Origin of the sequence: Kibdelosporangium philippinense, from assembly GCF_021390435.2 — a bacterium.
Classification (GTDB): domain Bacteria; phylum Actinomycetota; class Actinomycetes; order Mycobacteriales; family Pseudonocardiaceae; genus Kibdelosporangium; species Kibdelosporangium philippinense.
In genome coordinates this window covers 1359135-1376443 of record NZ_JAJVCN010000003.1, presented here as the reverse complement: position 1 = coordinate 1376443, position 17309 = coordinate 1359135, and the positions used below count along the sequence as shown (strand labels likewise).

15 protein-coding genes are annotated in these 17309 nt (G+C 65.5%); 13 read left to right on the top strand and 2 right to left on the bottom strand.

Annotation, left to right across the window (positions count from 1 at the left end; genetic code table 11):
- Positions 1 to 204 precede the first annotated feature (204 nt).
- On the bottom strand, positions 205 to 903 hold the full coding sequence (locus LWC34_RS38495; RefSeq protein WP_233730145.1) for a transporter substrate-binding domain-containing protein: 699 nt from the start codon (positions 901 to 903) through the stop codon (positions 205 to 207).
- Between the two features lie 120 nt (positions 904 to 1023).
- Between LWC34_RS38495 and LWC34_RS38490 the strand changes: the two genes are divergently transcribed.
- Positions 1024 to 1809 carry a lytic transglycosylase domain-containing protein gene (locus LWC34_RS38490; protein ID WP_233730144.1) on the top strand — a complete coding sequence of 262 codons (786 nt, stop codon included), beginning with the start codon at positions 1024 to 1026 and terminating at the stop codon, positions 1807 to 1809.
- Here LWC34_RS38490 and LWC34_RS38485 read toward each other — a convergent pair whose 3' ends face one another.
- On the bottom strand, positions 1810 to 2187 hold the full coding sequence (locus LWC34_RS38485) for a tetratricopeptide repeat protein (protein ID WP_233730143.1): 378 nt from the start codon (positions 2185 to 2187) through the stop codon (positions 1810 to 1812).
- Between the two features lie 270 nt (positions 2188 to 2457).
- Here LWC34_RS38485 and eno point away from each other — a divergent pair, with 270 nt between their 5' ends.
- The 12 genes from eno to LWC34_RS38425 all read left to right on the top strand — a co-directional run bounded on the left by eno (position 2458) and on the right by LWC34_RS38425 (position 16786).
- Positions 2458 to 3744 (top strand): phosphopyruvate hydratase, encoded by a 1287-nt coding sequence (gene eno / locus LWC34_RS38480; protein ID WP_233730142.1) that lies wholly within the window; start codon positions 2458 to 2460, stop codon positions 3742 to 3744.
- Complete coding sequence (locus LWC34_RS38475) at positions 3744 to 4403, top strand: FtsB family cell division protein (protein WP_233730141.1); 660 nt, start codon at positions 3744 to 3746, stop codon at positions 4401 to 4403. Before eno ends, LWC34_RS38475 begins: the two co-directional genes overlap by 1 nt.
- Positions 4403 to 4900 (top strand): DUF501 domain-containing protein, encoded by a 498-nt coding sequence (locus LWC34_RS38470; RefSeq protein ID WP_233730140.1) that lies wholly within the window; start codon positions 4403 to 4405, stop codon positions 4898 to 4900. The genes LWC34_RS38475 and LWC34_RS38470 overlap by 1 nt, the downstream gene beginning before the upstream one ends.
- 340 nt (positions 4901 to 5240) lie before the next feature.
- Positions 5241 to 6455, top strand: a complete 1215-nt coding sequence (locus LWC34_RS38465) for a lytic transglycosylase domain-containing protein (protein WP_233730139.1) — start codon at positions 5241 to 5243, stop codon at positions 6453 to 6455.
- Between the two features lie 9 nt (positions 6456 to 6464).
- On the top strand, positions 6465 to 7409 hold the full coding sequence (locus tag LWC34_RS38460; protein WP_233730138.1) for a Ppx/GppA phosphatase family protein: 945 nt from the start codon (positions 6465 to 6467) through the stop codon (positions 7407 to 7409).
- Positions 7410 to 7566: 157 nt separating this feature from the next.
- Positions 7567 to 9216 (top strand): peptide ABC transporter substrate-binding protein, encoded by a 1650-nt coding sequence (locus tag LWC34_RS38455; RefSeq protein WP_233730137.1) that lies wholly within the window; start codon positions 7567 to 7569, stop codon positions 9214 to 9216.
- 85 nt (positions 9217 to 9301) lie between these two features.
- The gene (locus tag LWC34_RS38450) at positions 9302 to 10231 is read left to right on the top strand and encodes an ABC transporter permease (RefSeq protein ID WP_233730136.1); all 930 of its coding nucleotides are present in this window, start codon (positions 9302 to 9304) and stop codon (positions 10229 to 10231) included.
- Positions 10224 to 11198 (top strand): ABC transporter permease, encoded by a 975-nt coding sequence (locus tag LWC34_RS38445; RefSeq protein WP_233730135.1) that lies wholly within the window; start codon positions 10224 to 10226, stop codon positions 11196 to 11198. The genes LWC34_RS38450 and LWC34_RS38445 overlap by 8 nt, the downstream gene beginning before the upstream one ends.
- A 5-nt stretch (positions 11199 to 11203) precedes the next feature.
- A complete protein-coding gene (locus tag LWC34_RS38440) occupies positions 11204 to 12304 on the top strand; it encodes an ABC transporter ATP-binding protein (protein ID WP_233730134.1) in 1101 nt (366 codons plus the stop codon).
- Positions 12301 to 13317 (top strand): ABC transporter ATP-binding protein, encoded by a 1017-nt coding sequence (locus tag LWC34_RS38435; protein ID WP_233730133.1) that lies wholly within the window; start codon positions 12301 to 12303, stop codon positions 13315 to 13317. Before LWC34_RS38440 ends, LWC34_RS38435 begins: the two co-directional genes overlap by 4 nt.
- Positions 13314 to 15089 carry a S8 family serine peptidase gene (locus LWC34_RS38430; RefSeq protein ID WP_233730132.1) on the top strand — a complete coding sequence of 592 codons (1776 nt, stop codon included), beginning with the start codon at positions 13314 to 13316 and terminating at the stop codon, positions 15087 to 15089. The genes LWC34_RS38435 and LWC34_RS38430 overlap by 4 nt, the downstream gene beginning before the upstream one ends.
- Positions 15086 to 16786, top strand: coding sequence for a S8 family peptidase (locus LWC34_RS38425; RefSeq protein WP_233730131.1), 1701 nt, complete (start codon positions 15086 to 15088; stop codon positions 16784 to 16786). The genes LWC34_RS38430 and LWC34_RS38425 overlap by 4 nt, the downstream gene beginning before the upstream one ends.
- Positions 16787 to 17309: the final 523 nt, after the last annotated feature.

The following is a 17309-nucleotide window of genomic DNA, read 5'->3' as shown; positions in this document are numbered from 1 at the left end:
CCGCCATCGCAACAACAATTCCCTGGGGGACCCCCTGATTTAACACTAGCAGTGGAGTACGACAGTTTGGTCCGCGCGCGATGTCCTGGCGGCAGGCAGCCCTGACCGCAACGGCAATTCGCCAGGGGGACCCCTGATTTTTACGTTACAGCAGGGGTCTGACAGTTTGGGGTCGCGTCAGGCTGACCAGGCACAAGGCTGGGTTCAGGCCGGTGGGGCGACCTGGGCGGTTGGCTGGTTCGAGCGGCGCAGGGACTCGGCGATGAAGCCGTTGCCCTTCAACTCTTCCACCACCGCGCGCAAGAAAGCCACCGACTCGGCCGACCGTGACCGCGGAGTCCCGACGGCCTGCTGGATCTGCATGAACGCGCCCTCGACCAACCGGTACCCCGGATGGTCGGCGACGAACGAAGCCAACGGCTGCCGAATCCCCGCGGCAGCCTCCAAACCCTGGTCCACGAACACAGTTGTCCCTTCGACCCCGCGCACCACCGAAGCCGCTTGCAGTGTCCGGGTCAGGTACAAGTCGTAAGCCGAACCTTCTTTCACTCCAATCCGGACCCCTGACCTGTCCACATCACCCACCGTCCGCAATGCCGAATCCACCGGCACTGCGAAAACTCCCTCAATCAGGACATAGGGTGCCGTGAATGCGACGGACTCCTCCCTGGCGGGCTCTATCGCGAGGAAACAAATGTCTGCTTCGCCGGAAACCATTGCTTCGTATGATTTCTTTGCCGCGTCGAAGCACTGGAACGACACCGGAACGCCGAGCCGCCGCCCTAGTTCGATGGCTATGTCCACCGTCACCCCGGTCGGAGCTTGCGGTGTTCCCTGTGCCAGGACTGGATTGCCTAGGTTGATCGAGACGCGCAGTGTGCCCGCCGGGGTGAGATCGTTCATGAATCCACGCTATCGCTTCGGCGAAATTGCGAGGACGGTCACCGCAACCTTCGGAAATCTCAAACGTCACCCCCGGCGTTCTCACGAAGTGCACACGCGATGTGCGTATGGTGGAAGTCGATGACTTCCTCCCTGCCGATCGCTCCGCCTTCGCCCAAGCGACGCAGGCCCAAAGGCCGTGGCTTGCCCAAAATCTTGTTCGCCGGCTTGCTTATCGGTGTGCTTGTCGCTGCCTACCTGGTGTTTCGGCAGGACGACGAGCCGAGGCCGACCGCTTTTCCCGTTCCCGATCTGTCCCCGGAGGCTCGGACGACGCTGCCGTTTCAGGCTCCGCCGATCGATATGGCCAGGGTGCCCGAGATGAGCCGCAAGATGCAGATCCCGGAACGGATGCTGCTCGCGTACGCCAAAGCCGAGCAAAGGCAGCGAGACACCAACCCCCGCTGCGGTATTTCGTGGACGATGCTCGCGGGCATCGGCCGCAAGGAGTCGTTTCACGGCCGGATCAACAACACCACCATCAATCCGGACGGCACGCTCTCCAAGCCGATCATCGGTGTTCCGCTGGACGGCTCCCCGGGATTCCGTGCGCTCAAGGACACTGATCAGGGTTCACTGGATCGGGACACCACATGGGATCGCGCGGTCGGCCCGATGCAGTTCATTCCGACCACGTGGAAGCGTTATGCCGTAAGGGTTAGCGACGACGGGCAGCCTGCGGACCCGCAGCAGGTCGACGACGCGACAGCGACGGCCGCGAGGTATCTGTGCGCGGTCGGGAACAACAACCTGACCAGCGCGCAAGGGTGGTGGCGGGCCGTGATGACGTACAACGAGTCGGTCGAGTACACCAGGTCTGTGTTCAGCGGCCAGGACGCGTACGCGAGGGCTGTGCAGTCCCCGTGACTAGTCCACGTCCTCGTTCAGGGCGATGCGCGCGTTGACCTCGCTGAGCGCCTCTTGATACTCGGGTACCGGGTTCATCGCCGTGGCGAGCTTCAACTGCAGGCGCGCCTCGGTGTAGCGGCTTTGCCGTTGCAGCGCGCGGCCGAGCGCGAAGTGCGCGTAGTGATCGTTCGGGTCGAGTTCGATGACTTTGCGGAACGCTTCCTCGGCACGCCGGAGCTGAGCCGACCCGAGGTAGGCGCGGCCGGCGAGCAGCTGCACGCTCGGTTTGTCGGCTTCGGCCTCCAGGACCGGCGCCAGCGCGGCGAGCGCGTCCAGTGGTCTGCGCATGGAAACCAGCAGTTCGGCCTGACGGAATGCCGCAACCATGTCGCTCATCCACTCAACTTTACGGATCTCTCCCGGCTTGAGGCCAATCATCGCCAATCGGCGAGACGACATGTGGTTGCGACCGGAGGCTCGTTGGGGACATTCGGCGGATCCAGGTTTTCGCTGGGCGTGCGGCGGGAAGGTGCTCGTACCGGGTTGTACTAGTGCCTTCCCGTCCGTGCGGCCAGCGGGAAGCTGGGCCGTCGAGATCCCTGACGAGCCTCCAGTCGTGACCACTAGGCTGTGCGGGGACTAGAGGTTTGAGCTGGGAGGGAACCAGTGGCGGTAATCGAGCAGGTCGGCGCACGCGAGATCCTCGACTCGCGGGGTAACCCCACGGTCGAGGTCGAGGTCGCGCTTGACGACGGCACCCTTGCCCGTGCGGCGGTGCCGTCGGGTGCGTCGACCGGTGAGCACGAGGCCGTTGAGCTCCGGGACGGCGACAGCAACCGCTACCTGGGCAAAGGCGTCGAGAAGGCGGTCACCGCCGTGCTCGACGAGATCGGGCCGGAGCTGACCGGTATCGAGGCTGTCGAGCAGCGTGTCGTCGACCAGAAGCTGGTCGACCTCGATGGCACGCCGGACAAGTCGCGGCTTGGTGCCAACGCCATCCTCGGCGTGAGCCTCGCGGTCGCCAAGGCCGCGGCCGAATCGAGCGGGCTCGAGCTGTTCCGCTACATCGGCGGCCCGAACGCGCACGTTCTTCCGGTGCCGATGCTGAACATCCTCAACGGTGGCTCGCACGCCGACACCGATGTGGACATCCAGGAGTTCATGATCGCGCCGATCGGTGCCGACTCGTTCCGCGAGGCGCTGCGGTGGGGCGCGGAGGTGTACCACTCGCTCAAGTCCGTGCTCAAGAGCCGCGGCCTGGCCACCGGCCTTGGTGACGAGGGTGGTTTCGCCCCGAACCTGCCGAACAACCGCGAGGCTCTCGACCTGATCCTCGCCGCCATCGAGAAGGCGGGCTACCGGCCCGGCCGCGAGATCGCGCTCGCGCTCGACGTCGCCGCGACCGAGTTCTTCAACGACGGTTCGTACACCTTCGAGGGTGAGAAGCGCAGCGCCGAGCAGATGGCCGCGTACTACAAGGAGCTCGTCGACAACTATCCGATGGTCTCCATCGAGGACCCGCTGTCCGAGGACGATTGGGACGGCTGGGTGCGGATGACCGCCGAGCTGGGTGAGCGTGTCCAGCTGGTCGGCGACGACCTGTTCGTCACCAACCCTGAGCGGCTCGAGGAGGGCATCTCCCGGCGCGCCGCCAACGCGCTGCTGGTGAAGGTCAACCAGATCGGCACGCTTTCCGAGACGCTCGACGCCGTGTCACTCGCGACTTCCTACGGCTACAAGAGCATGATGAGTCACCGGTCCGGCGAAACCGAGGACACCACGATCGCCGACTTGGCCGTGGCCACCGGCGTCGGCCAGATCAAGACCGGCGCGCCCGCCCGCAGTGAGCGTGTCGCCAAGTACAACCAGCTGCTGCGGATCGAGGAGACCCTCGGTGACGCCGCCCGCTACGCAGGGGACCTCGCGTTCCCGCGGTTCAACCCGGAGAGCTGATGGCTGACGAACCCGCCGACGTTCCACCGCGCCCGGAGCGTTCTGCTTCGCGGCGTGGCCGGTTCGCGCGCGGGTTCGCCAGGTCAACCAAGTCGGACAAGTCCGGAACACCGGACAAACCTGACGGTGCTGAGCGTCCCGGCCGGCGAGCCCGGCCGGGACGTCGCTCGGAAACCACCGACAAGACCGAGAAAACCGACAAGGCCGAGACACCAGAGCAGCCGCAGCGCAGACGGCCAGCTCCCAAGCCAAGGCCCAAGCAGCGTTCCCGCTTCGCCGCACGGCTGATGAGCCAGGCGACCACAAGGCGGGCCGCCGTGCTGGCGACCGTGGTGGCCGCGTTGGCATTGTCGGTCGCCGTGCCCTTGCGGACGTATTTGTCCCAGCGGGACGAAGTCGGCACCCAGGAACGCCGCCAGGCCGAGCTCGCCGCCCAGGTCCAGCAGTTGGAAGAGCGCAAGGCGCAGCTGTCGGACCCGGCGCAGATCCAGGCAGAGGCCCGCAGACGGCTGCGGTACGTGATGCCCGGCGAGACCCCGTACATGGTCCAGCTGCCCGGTGACGCCGGTGTTCAGCCTGGTCAGCAGCCTGCGACGCCGTCCGGGCCGCAGCAGCCGTGGTTCCAGTCGCTCTGGGACTCGATCAAGGAAAGCAGATAGTGCAGCTCGAACCAGTCACCGAGGCGGATCGCGCGGTCGTCGCGGCCCAGCTCGGCAGGCCCCCACGCGCGTTGCGGGCCGTCGCTGCCCGGTGCCCCAGCGGTCACGTCGCCGTGGTGCAGACCAACCCGCGGTTGGAAGACGGCACGCCGTTCCCCACGCTCTATTACTTGACGTGCCCACGGCTGACATCGCTATGCAGCACGCTCGAAGCCGAGGGCGTGATGAAGGAGATGACCGAGCGGCTGGCCGAGGACGCCGAACTGGCGGCGGCGTACGAGAAAGCACACCAGTCATATCTCGCGCAACGTGACGAGATTGAGTCACTTGGCACGCAGGTCAGCGCTGGCGGGATGCCCGGCCGCGTGAAATGTCTGCATGTCCACTTGGCACACGCTCTGGCCAGCGGACCTGGCGTGAACCCGTTCGGTGACGAAACGCTGCGGTTGATCTCCGAGCAGTGGCCCTCAGGCGACTGCGCGTCCGACAACAGGTGATGAACTAACAGCGATGAAAGGTACAAGCTGTCAGCATTGACAGCGGAGGCTTTGTCGCGCCGGTCATTTACGCCACGCAACGCGCCCGACGCCGCCCCCCGCCACGGCGCTGAGCAGGCACTGAGCGGTGTCGGCTGCGTGGGGCGGGGTGGAAATGACCGGCGTTGGCGACAAAGCCCGTCCGAGCGAAGCGAGGACAATTCAAAACAGCCCGTGAAAGTTTCCTGCGGATGAGGCACGCTAGGGAACCGGAGGCACCACAGGAAGCAAACGAGCCGGGGAGGCCGGGTCCGTGTCGTTCGTGCCAGCGCCTGCAAATAGGGCTGCCCGACGGAAGGTGTTGCGCTACCTGCGTCAGAAGCGCGGACTCGCGGCGGTGACAGCGGCGCTGTTGCTGGTGCCCGCCGCGTTGGCGGGCGATACCGTCGCAGGTTGGGGCCTCGAAGACAACTCGATCACACCGGAGGCGAACGGCCTCGGCCGTGGGTTCTTCGGTATCGACCTGGAAGATCTCGGCGCGACCGGCCAGCTGCCCGAGGTCGACGGCCTGTCCAGCGAGCTGTTGCGGATCGCGGGCGATCCGAACGCGCTGGCGTCCGCTGGCGACCCGTTCACCACGCCGTCCGGCCCGCTGATGATTCCCGGCAAGGCGCTCGAGGCCTACAAGAAGGCCGCCGAGTTGCTGGCCGTGTCGACTCCGAATTGCAAGATGCACTGGTCCTTGCTGGCGAGCATCGGCCGGATCGAGTCGAACCACGGCCGCGGCCAGTTCGACGCCAAGGGCAACACCATCGACCGGATCCTCGGCCCGGTGCTCAACGGTGGCGCGTTCGCCGCGATCCGGGACACCGACGGCGGCCAGCTCGACGGTGACCAGCAGTGGGACCGCGCGGTCGGCCCGTTCCAGTTCATCCCTAGCACCTGGAAGGCCTACGCGTCCGACGGCAACGGCGACCGCGTGCCTAACCCGCACAACATGTTCGACGCCGCGCTGTCCGCGGGCAAGTACCTGTGCTCCGGCGGGCTCGACATGAGCAACGCCCAAAACCGAGCGATCGCGGTGTTCCGCTACAACCACTCTGACAGCTATGTGTCGACTGTGCTGTTGTGGGCCACCTCGTACGAGTCCGGCGTGACCCCGATCGAAGGGGGCACGGGCGGCACAGGCGTCACCAACCCGAATGCGCAGGCAGGAGGGCCCGTGCAGACGCCGGTCGCGACGACCCCGTCGCCGACCACGCCGCCACCTTCGACGACGAACCCGCCGGTGGACACGACGATCACGCCGAAGCCGCCGCTGCCGTCGAACCCGCCGTCCAATCCACCGTCGAACCCGCCGTCCAATCCACCGTCGAACCCGCCGACCACCAGCAATCCGTCGACACCGACCAATCCGCCGAATACTCCTTCGTGCGACCCGAGCTCGACTCCGACACCGAGCGGTACCCCGTCGGGGTCCAACACGCCGTCGGGTTCAGCGTCCGAGGCGCCGTCGAGCGGGACCAGCCCAGCCGGTGCCGCCGCTGAGGAAGAGGATCCCTGTAAGCCCGAGTAAGTTGGCGGCATGCCAAGGGTTGCTGCCATTGACTGCGGGACAAACTCGATCCGTCTGCTCGTCGCGGATGTGACCAAACGGGACGACGGCACGTCCTGGTTGCGTGACGTCCATCGTGAGCAGCGCGTGGTCCGGCTCGGCCAGGGTGTGGACGCGACCGGCATGCTCAACCCGGAAGCGTTGGAGCGCACCAGGGTCGCGCTCGCCGACTACACCGCGATCCTGCGCCGCAAGGGCGCGGAGAGCGTGCGGATGGTGGCGACCTCGGCGACGCGTGACGCGAGCAACCGGGACGACTTCTTCGGCATGACGGAGTCCTTGCTCGGCGCGCCCGCGGAGGTGATCTCGGGTGACGAAGAGGCCGCGCTGGCGTTCACCGGCGCGGTCGGCGACATGGACCCCGACGAGGGACCGTTCCTTGTCGTTGACGTCGGCGGCGGCTCGACCGAGCTCGTGCTGGGCACCTGGGACGGCGTGAAGGCGACGCCACAGGCCGCGAGGTCGACGGATATCGGCTGCGTCCGGATCACTGAGCGTTGCCTGCGCAGCGATCCGCCGACGGCAGGCGAGATCGAGGAGGCACGGGAGCTGGCCAGGCAGGTGCTGCGGGCCGCGTTCGATGTCGTGCCGGTCGACCAGGCGCGGACGTGGATCGGTGTCGCGGGCACCGCGACCACGATGGCGGCGATCTCGCTCGGACTGCCGGAATACGACTCCGATGCCATTCACCTGTCCCGGATCGCGAAGCCGAAACTGATCGAGACCAGTGAGCAGTTGCTTACTCTCAATCACCAAGAGCGAGCCGCGAATCCGGTGATTCACCCCGGCCGGGTTGACGTGATCGGTGGCGGCTCCTTGATTTTCCAAGTCCTTGCCGAGCGGTTGACCGAAATCGACGACCTCACGGTGAGTGAGCATGACATTCTGGACGGTATAGCCCTTTCGCAGGTGTAACCGCGTCCGCAACTTTCGAACTAAGCCATTTGGGGGATAAACCCAACATCGTCACTCTTCTGTGACTGGTTCTGAGGTGAAAGCTACTCAGCGGCCAAGTTAACGTCCTCTCACACTGCGGGATCTCAGCAGCTGGTTCGGTACTGGAGGAAGACACATGCGTAAACCACGGCTGGTGGTGTTGACGGCGACGCCGTTGGCACTTGCCCTGGTTCTGTCCGCGTGCGGAGGCGGCGGCAACAACAACCAAAGCCCCGCCCCCGGCAGTGGCAACGCGAACGGCGCGATCTCGATCTACGGCACCGAGCCGGAGACGAACATGCTGCCTGCGAACGCCACCGATGCCGGTAGCGCCAAGATGCTGGAGGGCCTGTACTCGAAACTCGTCGGGTTCAAGCCGGAGGACGGCGCCACCTACAACGAGGTGGCCGAGTCGATCACCACGACCGACTCGAAGGTCTGGACGATCAAGCTCAAGCCGGGCTTCAAGTTCCACGACGGCACCGACGTCAAGGCCAAGAACTTCGTCGACGCGTGGAACTGGGGCGCCAACGGCAAGAACGCACAGCTCGCCGCGTCTTTCTTCGCCGACATCCAGGGCTACAACGACGTCCACCCCAAGGACCCGGACGGTGCTGACGGCCCGCAGAAGGCGCCGGACCCCACCGTCGACAAGATGTCGGGCCTGAAGGTCATCGACGACACGACCTTCGAGGTCACTCTGAACGGCCCGTTCTCGGTGTTCCCGTCGAAGATCGGCTACCACCCGTTCGCGCCGCTGCCGGACAAGTTCTTCGCTGACCCCGAGGGCTTCGCCAAGGCCCCGATCGGCAACGGCCCGCTGAAGTTCGTCTCGCGCACGCCGAACGTGGACATCAAGATGACCAGGTTCGACGAGTACAGCGGCACCAAGAAGGTCAACTTCAAGGACCTGACGATCCGGATCTACTCCAGCCAGGAGTCGGCGTACAAGGACCTGCTGTCGGACAACCTCGACTTCATGGAGGCGCTGCCGCCGTCGGCCAAGGCTGGCAGCAAGTTCGAGAAGGACCTCGGCGACCAGGTGCTGAAGGCGAACCTGCTGTCGATCAGCGGCTTGGCCGTGCCGGAGTACGTCGCGCAGTACAAGAACCCGAACGTGCGCAAGGCCATCTCGATGGCGATCAACCGTGAGCAGATCACCAAGACCGTCCTGAACAACACCTACGTGCCCGCTGACGGCCTGGTGCCGGAAGGCATCGAGGGCTACGAGAAGGGCGCCTGTGGCGAGGCCTGCGTCTACGACCCGGCCAAGGCCAAGGCGCTGTGGGACACCACCGGTTTCCAGGGCAAGGTCACGATCATGTCCAACGCCGACGGTGGCCGTAAAGAGCCGCTCGAGGCCGCGTGCAACAGCATCAAGAACGCGCTGGGCGTCGAGTGCGAGTTCCTGCCCGCGACCAACTTCGGCCAGTTCCGCCAGGTCGTCAACGGCAGCAAGCTGACCGGCCTCGGCCGCTCGGACTGGTCGGCTGACTACCCGTCGATCGAGAACTTCCTTGTCCCGATCGTCAAGACCGGTGGCTCGTCCAACGACGCGCGCTACTCCAACCCCGCGGTGGACCGCCTGCTCGACCAGGCAAGCACCACCGCCGACAAGGCCGAGTCGATCAAGCTGTACCAGCAGGCCGCCAAGCTCGCGGTGGCTGACCTGCCGAAGATCCCGACCTGGGTCGAGAAGGGCATCGGCGCCCGGTCGAAGAAGCTGACCGCCGCCCAGCTGAACTTCCGGCGCCAGCTCGAATACTCGTCCGTCGTCGTCAAGTAGCATTCACGGCCGCTCGGGCCCTGTCCGGATTCTCGGACAGGGCCCGACGGCGGTTTAGCTCCCACCACGTTCTAGGAGTGGACGCATGGGTCGCTATGTGCTGCGACGCCTACTGCAGTTCGTCCCGGTCTTTCTTGGGACGACTTTTCTGATCTACGCCCTTGTCTGGGCGGTGCCTGGCGATCCGTTCGCAGGCAAGTGTGGTGACCGGCAGTGTCCGCCGGAGTTCGTCGAGGCGATGACCGCGAAGTACGGCCTCGATCAGCCATTGATCATTCAGTACTTCGGGTATCTCGGCAAAGTGTTTTCCGGGGACTTCGGTTCCACCTTCAACGGCAACTCGATCGGCGAGCTGATCGGCAACGCGTACCCGATCACCGTCCGCCTCGCGTTGATCGCGCTGGTCATCCAGATCCTGATCGGCGTCACCGCGGGCGTGCTGACCGGGCTGAAGGGCAACAAGTCCTTTTTGGACAACCTGGTGCTGATCTCGACGCTGTTCCTGATCTCCATCCCGGTGTTCGTCACCGGCTCGATCCTGCAGATCGTGCTCGGCAACGAGTGGGGGATCATCGATCCGACGGTGTCAGCGGATGCCACGTTCGGCGAGCTGATCGTGCCAGGGTTCGTGATCGGCAGTATCTCGATGGCCTACATCACCAGGCTGACCCGCACGAGCATCGCCGAGAACAGACGGGCCGACTACGTGCGCACGGCGATCGCGAAGGGCCAGCCCGCGCGCCGTGTCGTCGGTATCCACCTGCTGCGCAACTCGGCTATCCCGGTCATCACGTTCCTCGGCACCGACCTCGGTTCGCTGATGGGCGGGGCGATCGTGACCGAGGGCGTCTTCAACATCAACGGCATCGGTGGGCTGATCTTCCGCAGTATCGCGGAAAAGGAAGGCTTCATGGTCACCACGATCGTGGTGCTGCTCGTCCTGGTGTACTTGATCATGAGCCTGATCGTCGACCTGCTGTACGCCGTTCTCGACCCGAGGATCCGATATGAGTGACCCTGGCTCCGTCGGCGGCGGCCCGGCGCTGCAGGACATGGCGAGCCACGAGGCCGCCGACCTGGCCAATGTCGACGACTCCGCCCAGAAGCAACGCAAACCCCGCAGCCTGTGGGGCGACGCGTGGGCGCAGCTGCGCCGCAAGCCGATGTTCTACATCTCGGGCGTGATCATCGTCGTGATCGTGCTGATGGCGTTGTTCCCCAGCATCTTCACCTCGCGCCCGGCTGACTTCAACAACCTGGACCTGCAGAGCCAGCCGCCGTCCGCGGACGCCTGGTTCGGCTACTCGTTCCAGGGTTACGACATCTGGGCGCGTGCCATGCACGGCGCACGGGCGTCGCTGCTCGTCGGTCTGCTCGCGACGATCCTCACCGTGCTCATCGGCTCGCTGATGGGCATCATCGCCGGGTTCTACGGCCGCCTGACCGACACGTTCATCTCGCGGTTCGGCGACATCTTCGCCGGACTGCCGTTCGTGCTCGGCGCCATCGTCATCCTGACCACGCTGAACCCGCCGGGCACCAGCCCGAGCGAGACGACGATCGTGGTGCAGGTGGTCCTGTCGATCGCGGTGCTGTCGTGGCCGGTGTCCATGCGCATCATGCGCTCGGCGACGATCGTGGCCAAGCAGCTTGACTACGTGAAGGCCGCACGGGCTCTCGGTGCGAGCACACCACGAATCATCTTCCGGCACATGTTCCCGAACACCGTGGCGCCGGTGCTGGTCTACGCCACCATCGCGCTCGGCGCGTTCATCGGTGTCGAGGCCACGCTGGCCTACCTGGGTATCGGGGTCCGGCCGCCGGTGGTGTCGTGGGGCGTGATGATCAACGACGCCAAGGACTACGTGCAGACCTCGCCGCACGAGTTGCTGTTTCCCGCCGGTCTGGTGACCATCACCGTGCTGGCGTTCGTCATGCTCGGCGACGCGGTGCGCGACGCCCTCGACCCGAAGTCACGGTGAATCGAATGTCCACAGTGTACGACGGAGAAAAGGGCGAGTTCGTGGCGCCGGAGGAAACAGGGACGGAAACCGGGCCGCTGCTCGAGGTCAAGGACCTGCGGGTGGAGTTCCGCACAGGTGACGGGGTCGCGAGTGTCCTCAATGGAGTCTCGTATCACGTCAACGCTGGCGAGACGCTCGCGGTGCTCGGCGAATCGGGCTCTGGCAAGAGCGTGACCGCGCAGACGATCATGGGCATCCTGGACATCCCGCCTGCCGTCGTGCTCGGCGGCGAGGTCCGGTTCCATGGCGAGGAGCTGCTCAAAGCCAAGCCGGCAAGGCGGATGGAGGTCCGCGGCGAAGGCATCGCGATGATCTTCCAGGACGCGTTGTCCGCGCTGAACCCGGTGTTCACCGTCGGGTTCCAGATCGAGGAGCAGCTGCGGGTCCGGCGTGGGATGAGCAAGGCCGACGCCCGCAAGCGTGCCATCGAGCTGCTCGACCTCGTCAAGATCCCCAATGCCAAGGGGCGCGTGCGCAACTACCCGCACGAGTTCTCCGGCGGGATGCGGCAGCGCGCGATGATCGCGATGTCGCTCGCGCTCGACCCGGAACTGCTGATCGCGGACGAGCCGACCACCGCGCTTGACGTCACCGTGCAGGCCCAGATCATGGACCTGCTGCGGGAGATCCAGCGTGAGCGGGACATGGGCCTGATCCTGATCACACACGACCTCGGCGTGGTCGCCGAGGTCGCCGACCGGATCGCGGTGATGTACGCGGGCCGGATCGTCGAGCAGGCGGACGTGTTCTCGCTGTTCCGCAACCCGGCGCATCCGTACACCGAGGCGTTGCTGCAGTCGCTGCCCCGCCTCGACCTGAAGGGCCAGGAGCTCAAGGCCATCAAGGGTTTGCCGCCGAGCCTCGCCAACATCCCGTCCGGCTGTCCGTTCAACCCACGCTGCCCACGGGCCGTGGACAGGTGCAAGCAGGAGATCCCGGAATTCAGTGCGCTGGACGGAGACCGGTACTCAGCCTGCCATTTCGCAGAAGAAGTCCTCGTGAGTGGTTATGGCAGTTCTAACCCTGCTAACCACTCACGAGGCGTGACCAGGGGTGACTCATGAGCGAGGCCATTCTCGAAGTCCGTGATGTGGTCAAGCACTTCCCCGTCCGGGTCGGCGTGCTGTTCAAACGCACGATCGGGCACGTCAAAGCGGTCGATGGGGTCTCGTTCAACCTGGAAAAGGGCGAAACCCTCGGCATTGTCGGCGAATCGGGCTGTGGGAAGTCCACACTCGCCCAGGTGCTGATGCGACTCGAGCCGCCGACGAGTGGCACGGCGATGTTCGAGGGCCGCGACATCTTCAAGCTGCGCGGCAATGATCTGCGCAGGATGCGCCGGGATATTCAAATTGTGCTACAGGATCCGTACACATCTTTGAACCCGAGGATGACCGTCGGCGACATCATCGGTGAGCCGTTCGAGATCCACCCGGACGTCGCGCCGAAGGGATCACGGGAAGGCAAGGTCCGTGAACTGCTCGACGTCGTCGGGCTGAATCCCGAGCACATCAACCGCTATCCGCACCAGTTCTCCGGCGGCCAGCGGCAGCGCATCGGCATCGCCCGCGCACTGGCACTGCGGCCGAAGGTGATCATCTGCGACGAGCCGGTTTCCGCGCTCGACGTCTCCATCCAGGCTCAGGTGATGAACCTGCTCGGTGACCTGCAGCGCGATTTCGGTTTGTCCTATGTGTTCATCGCGCACGATTTGTCCGTGGTGCGGCACCTTTCCGACCGGGTGGCTGTGATGTACCTGGGGAAGGTTGTCGAAATCGGGACAGAGGACGAAATTTACGGCCAGCCGTCCCATCCGTATACCCAGGCGTTGCTTTCCGCGGTGCCGGTGCCTGATCCGCAACTGCGCGGACGGCGGGAAGTCATCCGATTGACCGGAGATGTACCAAGTCCGGTCGATCCACCCTCCGGATGTCGGTTCCGCACGCGATGCTGGAAGGCGCAGGATATCTGCGCGCAGGAGGAACCAGAACTCATCACACGGGTGGCGGGGCACCCGAGCGCCTGTCATTTCGCTGAGGCGCAAGTCGTAGTAGGGGCAGAAAGGGAGAATTCGTGAGACGCAAAACCGTGTTGGCGATAGCGGCCTTACCGCTGTTGGCCACACTGACCGCCGTCACGGCGCCGACCGCGTCGGCGTTGCCGAGGCTGCAAGGAAAGAGCGTCGAATACAACGTGCTCGCCGCTCCTGGCACAAGCATCGAGACGATCGAAGCGGCCGCGCGCGCTGCTGGGGGCAAGGTCGTCGACCGCAACGCCGCAGTCGGCCTGATCACGGTTGCCGCGCCGGAGCACGGTTTCACCGAGCGTGTCAGCAAGGCACGCGGTGTGACGGCCGCGGGCAAGAGCCGCGCCGTCGGCCAGGCACCGAAGACCAAGTCCGCACCGAAGCCGGACGTGGTGGAGAAGGAAGCCGCTGCATCGGCTTCTTCGTTGAGCCCGGCTTTGCAGAAGGCCGCCGAGGCCAAGCAGAACCGTGCCAACACGCAGTCGCGGTCCGCCGTGCAGTCCGTCGGCATGGACCCGTTGGACGACAAGCTCTGGGGCCTTACATCGATCCGCGCCGATCTGGTGCGTGACCACACCATCGGCGACCGGCGGGTCAAGGTCGGCATCCTGGACACCGGCGTCGACGGCAAGCACCCGGACATCGCGCCGAACTTCGACCGTGCGCTGTCGCGTAACTTCGCCAAGGACATCCCGTTCGACGAGCTGGGGCAGGTCGTCGACGGTCCGTGTGAGTTCCGTGGCTGCACCGACCCGTCCGACTGGGACGACAACGGCCACGGCACGCACGTGGCAGGCACCATCGCCGCCGCTGCCGACGGCTTCGGCCTGTCCGGCGTGGCGCCCGGTGTGTCCATTGTGAACATTCGAGGCGCGCAGGACTCAGGCTCGTTCTTCCTGCAGCCGGTCGTCAACGCGATGACCTACGCCGGTGACGCCGGGCTCGACGTGGTCAACATGTCGTTCTTCGTCGACCCGTGGCTGTACAACTGCGACAACAACGCGGCCGACAGCCCGGAGCAGCAGGCCGAGCAGCGGACCATCAAGATGGCGATCAGCCGTGCGATGGACTACGCGTACCGTAAGGGCGTGACCCAGGTCGTGTCGCTGGGCAACCAGCACACCGACCTCGGCAACCCGCTGCCGGACGCCAGCAGCCCGAACTACCCGGCGAACACCACGCACCCGCGCACGATCGACAACGCCACCTGCCTGTCGCTGCCGATCGAGGGCCCGCACAGCATCGGTGTCGCGTCCTACGGTCCCTCGGGCCTGAAGGCGGACTACTCGAACTGGGGCACCGAGCAGATCTCGGTGTCGGCACCGGGTGGTTACGCACGTGACTACTTCGGCACACCGTGGTTCAACACGCGCGAGAACACCATCCTGTCGACCTACCCACGCAACGTGGCGCTGGTCAACGGACACATCGACGCAGCGGGCAACCTGACCCCCGCAGGCGTGACCGCGAAGATTCAGCGACAGGTCAAGCCGGACGGCACGCTGGCGTTCTACCAGTGGCTGCAGGGCACCTCGATGGCGTCGCCGCACGCCGCCGGTGTCGCCGCGCTGATCGTGAGCAAGTTCGGCAACTACGACGCTCGTGGCGGAGTCCTGCTGAACCCGGACCGGGTCGAGCGTGTGCTGCAGGGCACCGCGACCAAGACCCCGTGCCCGACCCCGCGGACCGTCGACTACCTCAAGGAAGGCCGCGATGCGTCATACACCGCGACCTGCTTGGGCGGTCTCGAGTTCAACGGATTCCATGGCACCGGCCAGGTCGACGCCTTGCAGGCAGTGGTGAGCGGAGCGGATTACCTATGAGAAAGACAATCATCGGCCTTTCGGCGCTGCCGCTGCTGGTGACACTGGTCGCTGCGCCGACCGTGTCAGCGTTGCCGCAGCTGTCCGGCACGCCGGTCGACTTCAACGTTCTGGCGAGGGATGGCGCCTCCCTCGCGCAGACCGAGCAGGCCGTGAAGGCCGCGGGCGGTGTGGTCACCGAGCGCAACGACGCAGTCGGCCTGTTGACTGCGAGGGCGCCGGAGAACGGCTTCACCGAGCGACTTTCGCGTGACGGTACGGTTCTGACGGCTGCCAAGGTGCAGTCGATCGGCCAGCTGCCATCGGCCAAGAAGAAGAAGGCCAAGGACAACGCGATCGAGCAGGACCGTGGCAACGGCAACAAGACCCAGAACCAGGCCAAGACTCCGGTCGGCCTCGACCCGCTGGACTCGCAGCTGTGGGGTCTGACGTCGATCCACGCGGACCTGGCGCGGGACAAGACGATCGGCGACAAGCGGGTCAAGGTCGGCATCATCGACACGGGTGTGGACGCGTCCCACCCGGACATCGCGCCGAACTTCGACCGCAAGCTGTCGCGCAACTTCACCAAGGACATCCCGTTCGACGAGCTCGGCCAGGAAGTCGACGGTCCTTGTGAGTACCGCGGCTGCACCGACCCGAACGACGTGGACAACGGCGGCCACGGCACGCACGTCGCCGGAACCGTTGCGGCGGCGGCGAACGGCTCCGGTCTGTCCGGTGTGGCGCCCGGTGTGTCCATTGTGAACCTGCGGGCGGGCCAGGACTCCGGCTTCTTCTTCCTGCAGCCGACCGTGAACGCGCTGACCTACGCGGCCGACAACGGAATCGACGTGGTGAACATGTCGTTCTACGTCGACCCCTGGCTGTACAACTGCGACAACAACCCGGCCGACACGCCGGAGCAGCAGGCGCAGCAGCGCATGATCAAGGCGGCCGTGAGCCGGGCGCTGAACTACGCGCACCGCAAGGGCGTCACGCTGATCTCGGCCTACGGCAACGAGCACACCGACTCGGGCAACCCGAACCCGGACAAGGGCAGCCCGGACTTCCCCGCCAACACGGCGCACGAGCGGACCATCGACAACGCGACCTGCCAGTCGATGCCTTCCGAGCACCCGAAGGTGATCAACGTCGCGGCCTACGGCCCGTCGGGCAAGAAGTCCGACTTCTCGACCTACGGAACCGAGCAGATCTCGGTCTCGGCGCCGGGTGGCTTCCGGCGGGACTACTTCGGTACGCCTTGGTACAACAGCTTCGACAACAACATCCTGTCGACCTACCCGGCGAACGTCGCCGTGGCCGAGGGATTCGTGGACGCGGCCGGAAACGTCACGCAAAAGGGCATTGACAACGGCGTGATCAAGGACAAGCCGGGCGTGTACTACCGTGCGCTGCAGGGCACCTCGATGGCAGCTCCGCACGCGACCGGTGTCGCAGCGCTGATCATCAGCACCTACGGCAAGTTCAAGAATGGCGACGTGTCCCTCGACCCAGACAAGGTCGAGCGCGTGCTCGAAGGTACGGCGACGGCGACTCCGTGCCCGACCCCGAGGACCGTCGACTACCTCAAGGAAGGCCGTGAGGCCGACTGGACCGCTACCTGCCTGGGTGGCCTTGAGTTCAACGGATTCTTCGGCCACGGCCAGATCGACGCCTACCAGGCGATCGTCGATGGGGCGAAGTTCCTGAAGTAGGTTCTCTTTGTCCAACGGCCGCAAACCCCTCCCCGGGTTTGCGGCCGTTCGCGTGTGCACGCGACCTCGCGTGTCCACCGGCTCCGTCATGGTGTGTTGAACACGCGAGCGGCGCACGGGGAGAAGCAACCGCGCTGGAAGCGAGTCGAGCAGTTTGACACACCGTGACGGAACGGTGGACACGCGCCAGGGCGGTGCAATGCGAGATACCTCGCGGGTGGAAGCCCCGACTCTTTACGGCCCGGCGATACCGACAGGCCCGGCCCGTTGCTGGCTTCGAGGTCCAGCCGGGTTGGTTGGGGTGATCTTCCGCGTGTCCGCCCCACCGGCACGGCGAGTCAAACTGCTCGACTCGCTTTCGGCCTGGTTGCTCGCCGCCGTGCGCCGCTCGCGCGTTCAACACGCCATGCCGGAGCGGCAGACACGCGCGGGCACCCGTCACTGACTCCCCGCCTGTTCGCTGCGCTCACGGCGATACGTCATTGTGCTACCGGGTGCACGCCGCACATTCCAGGCCCAACCC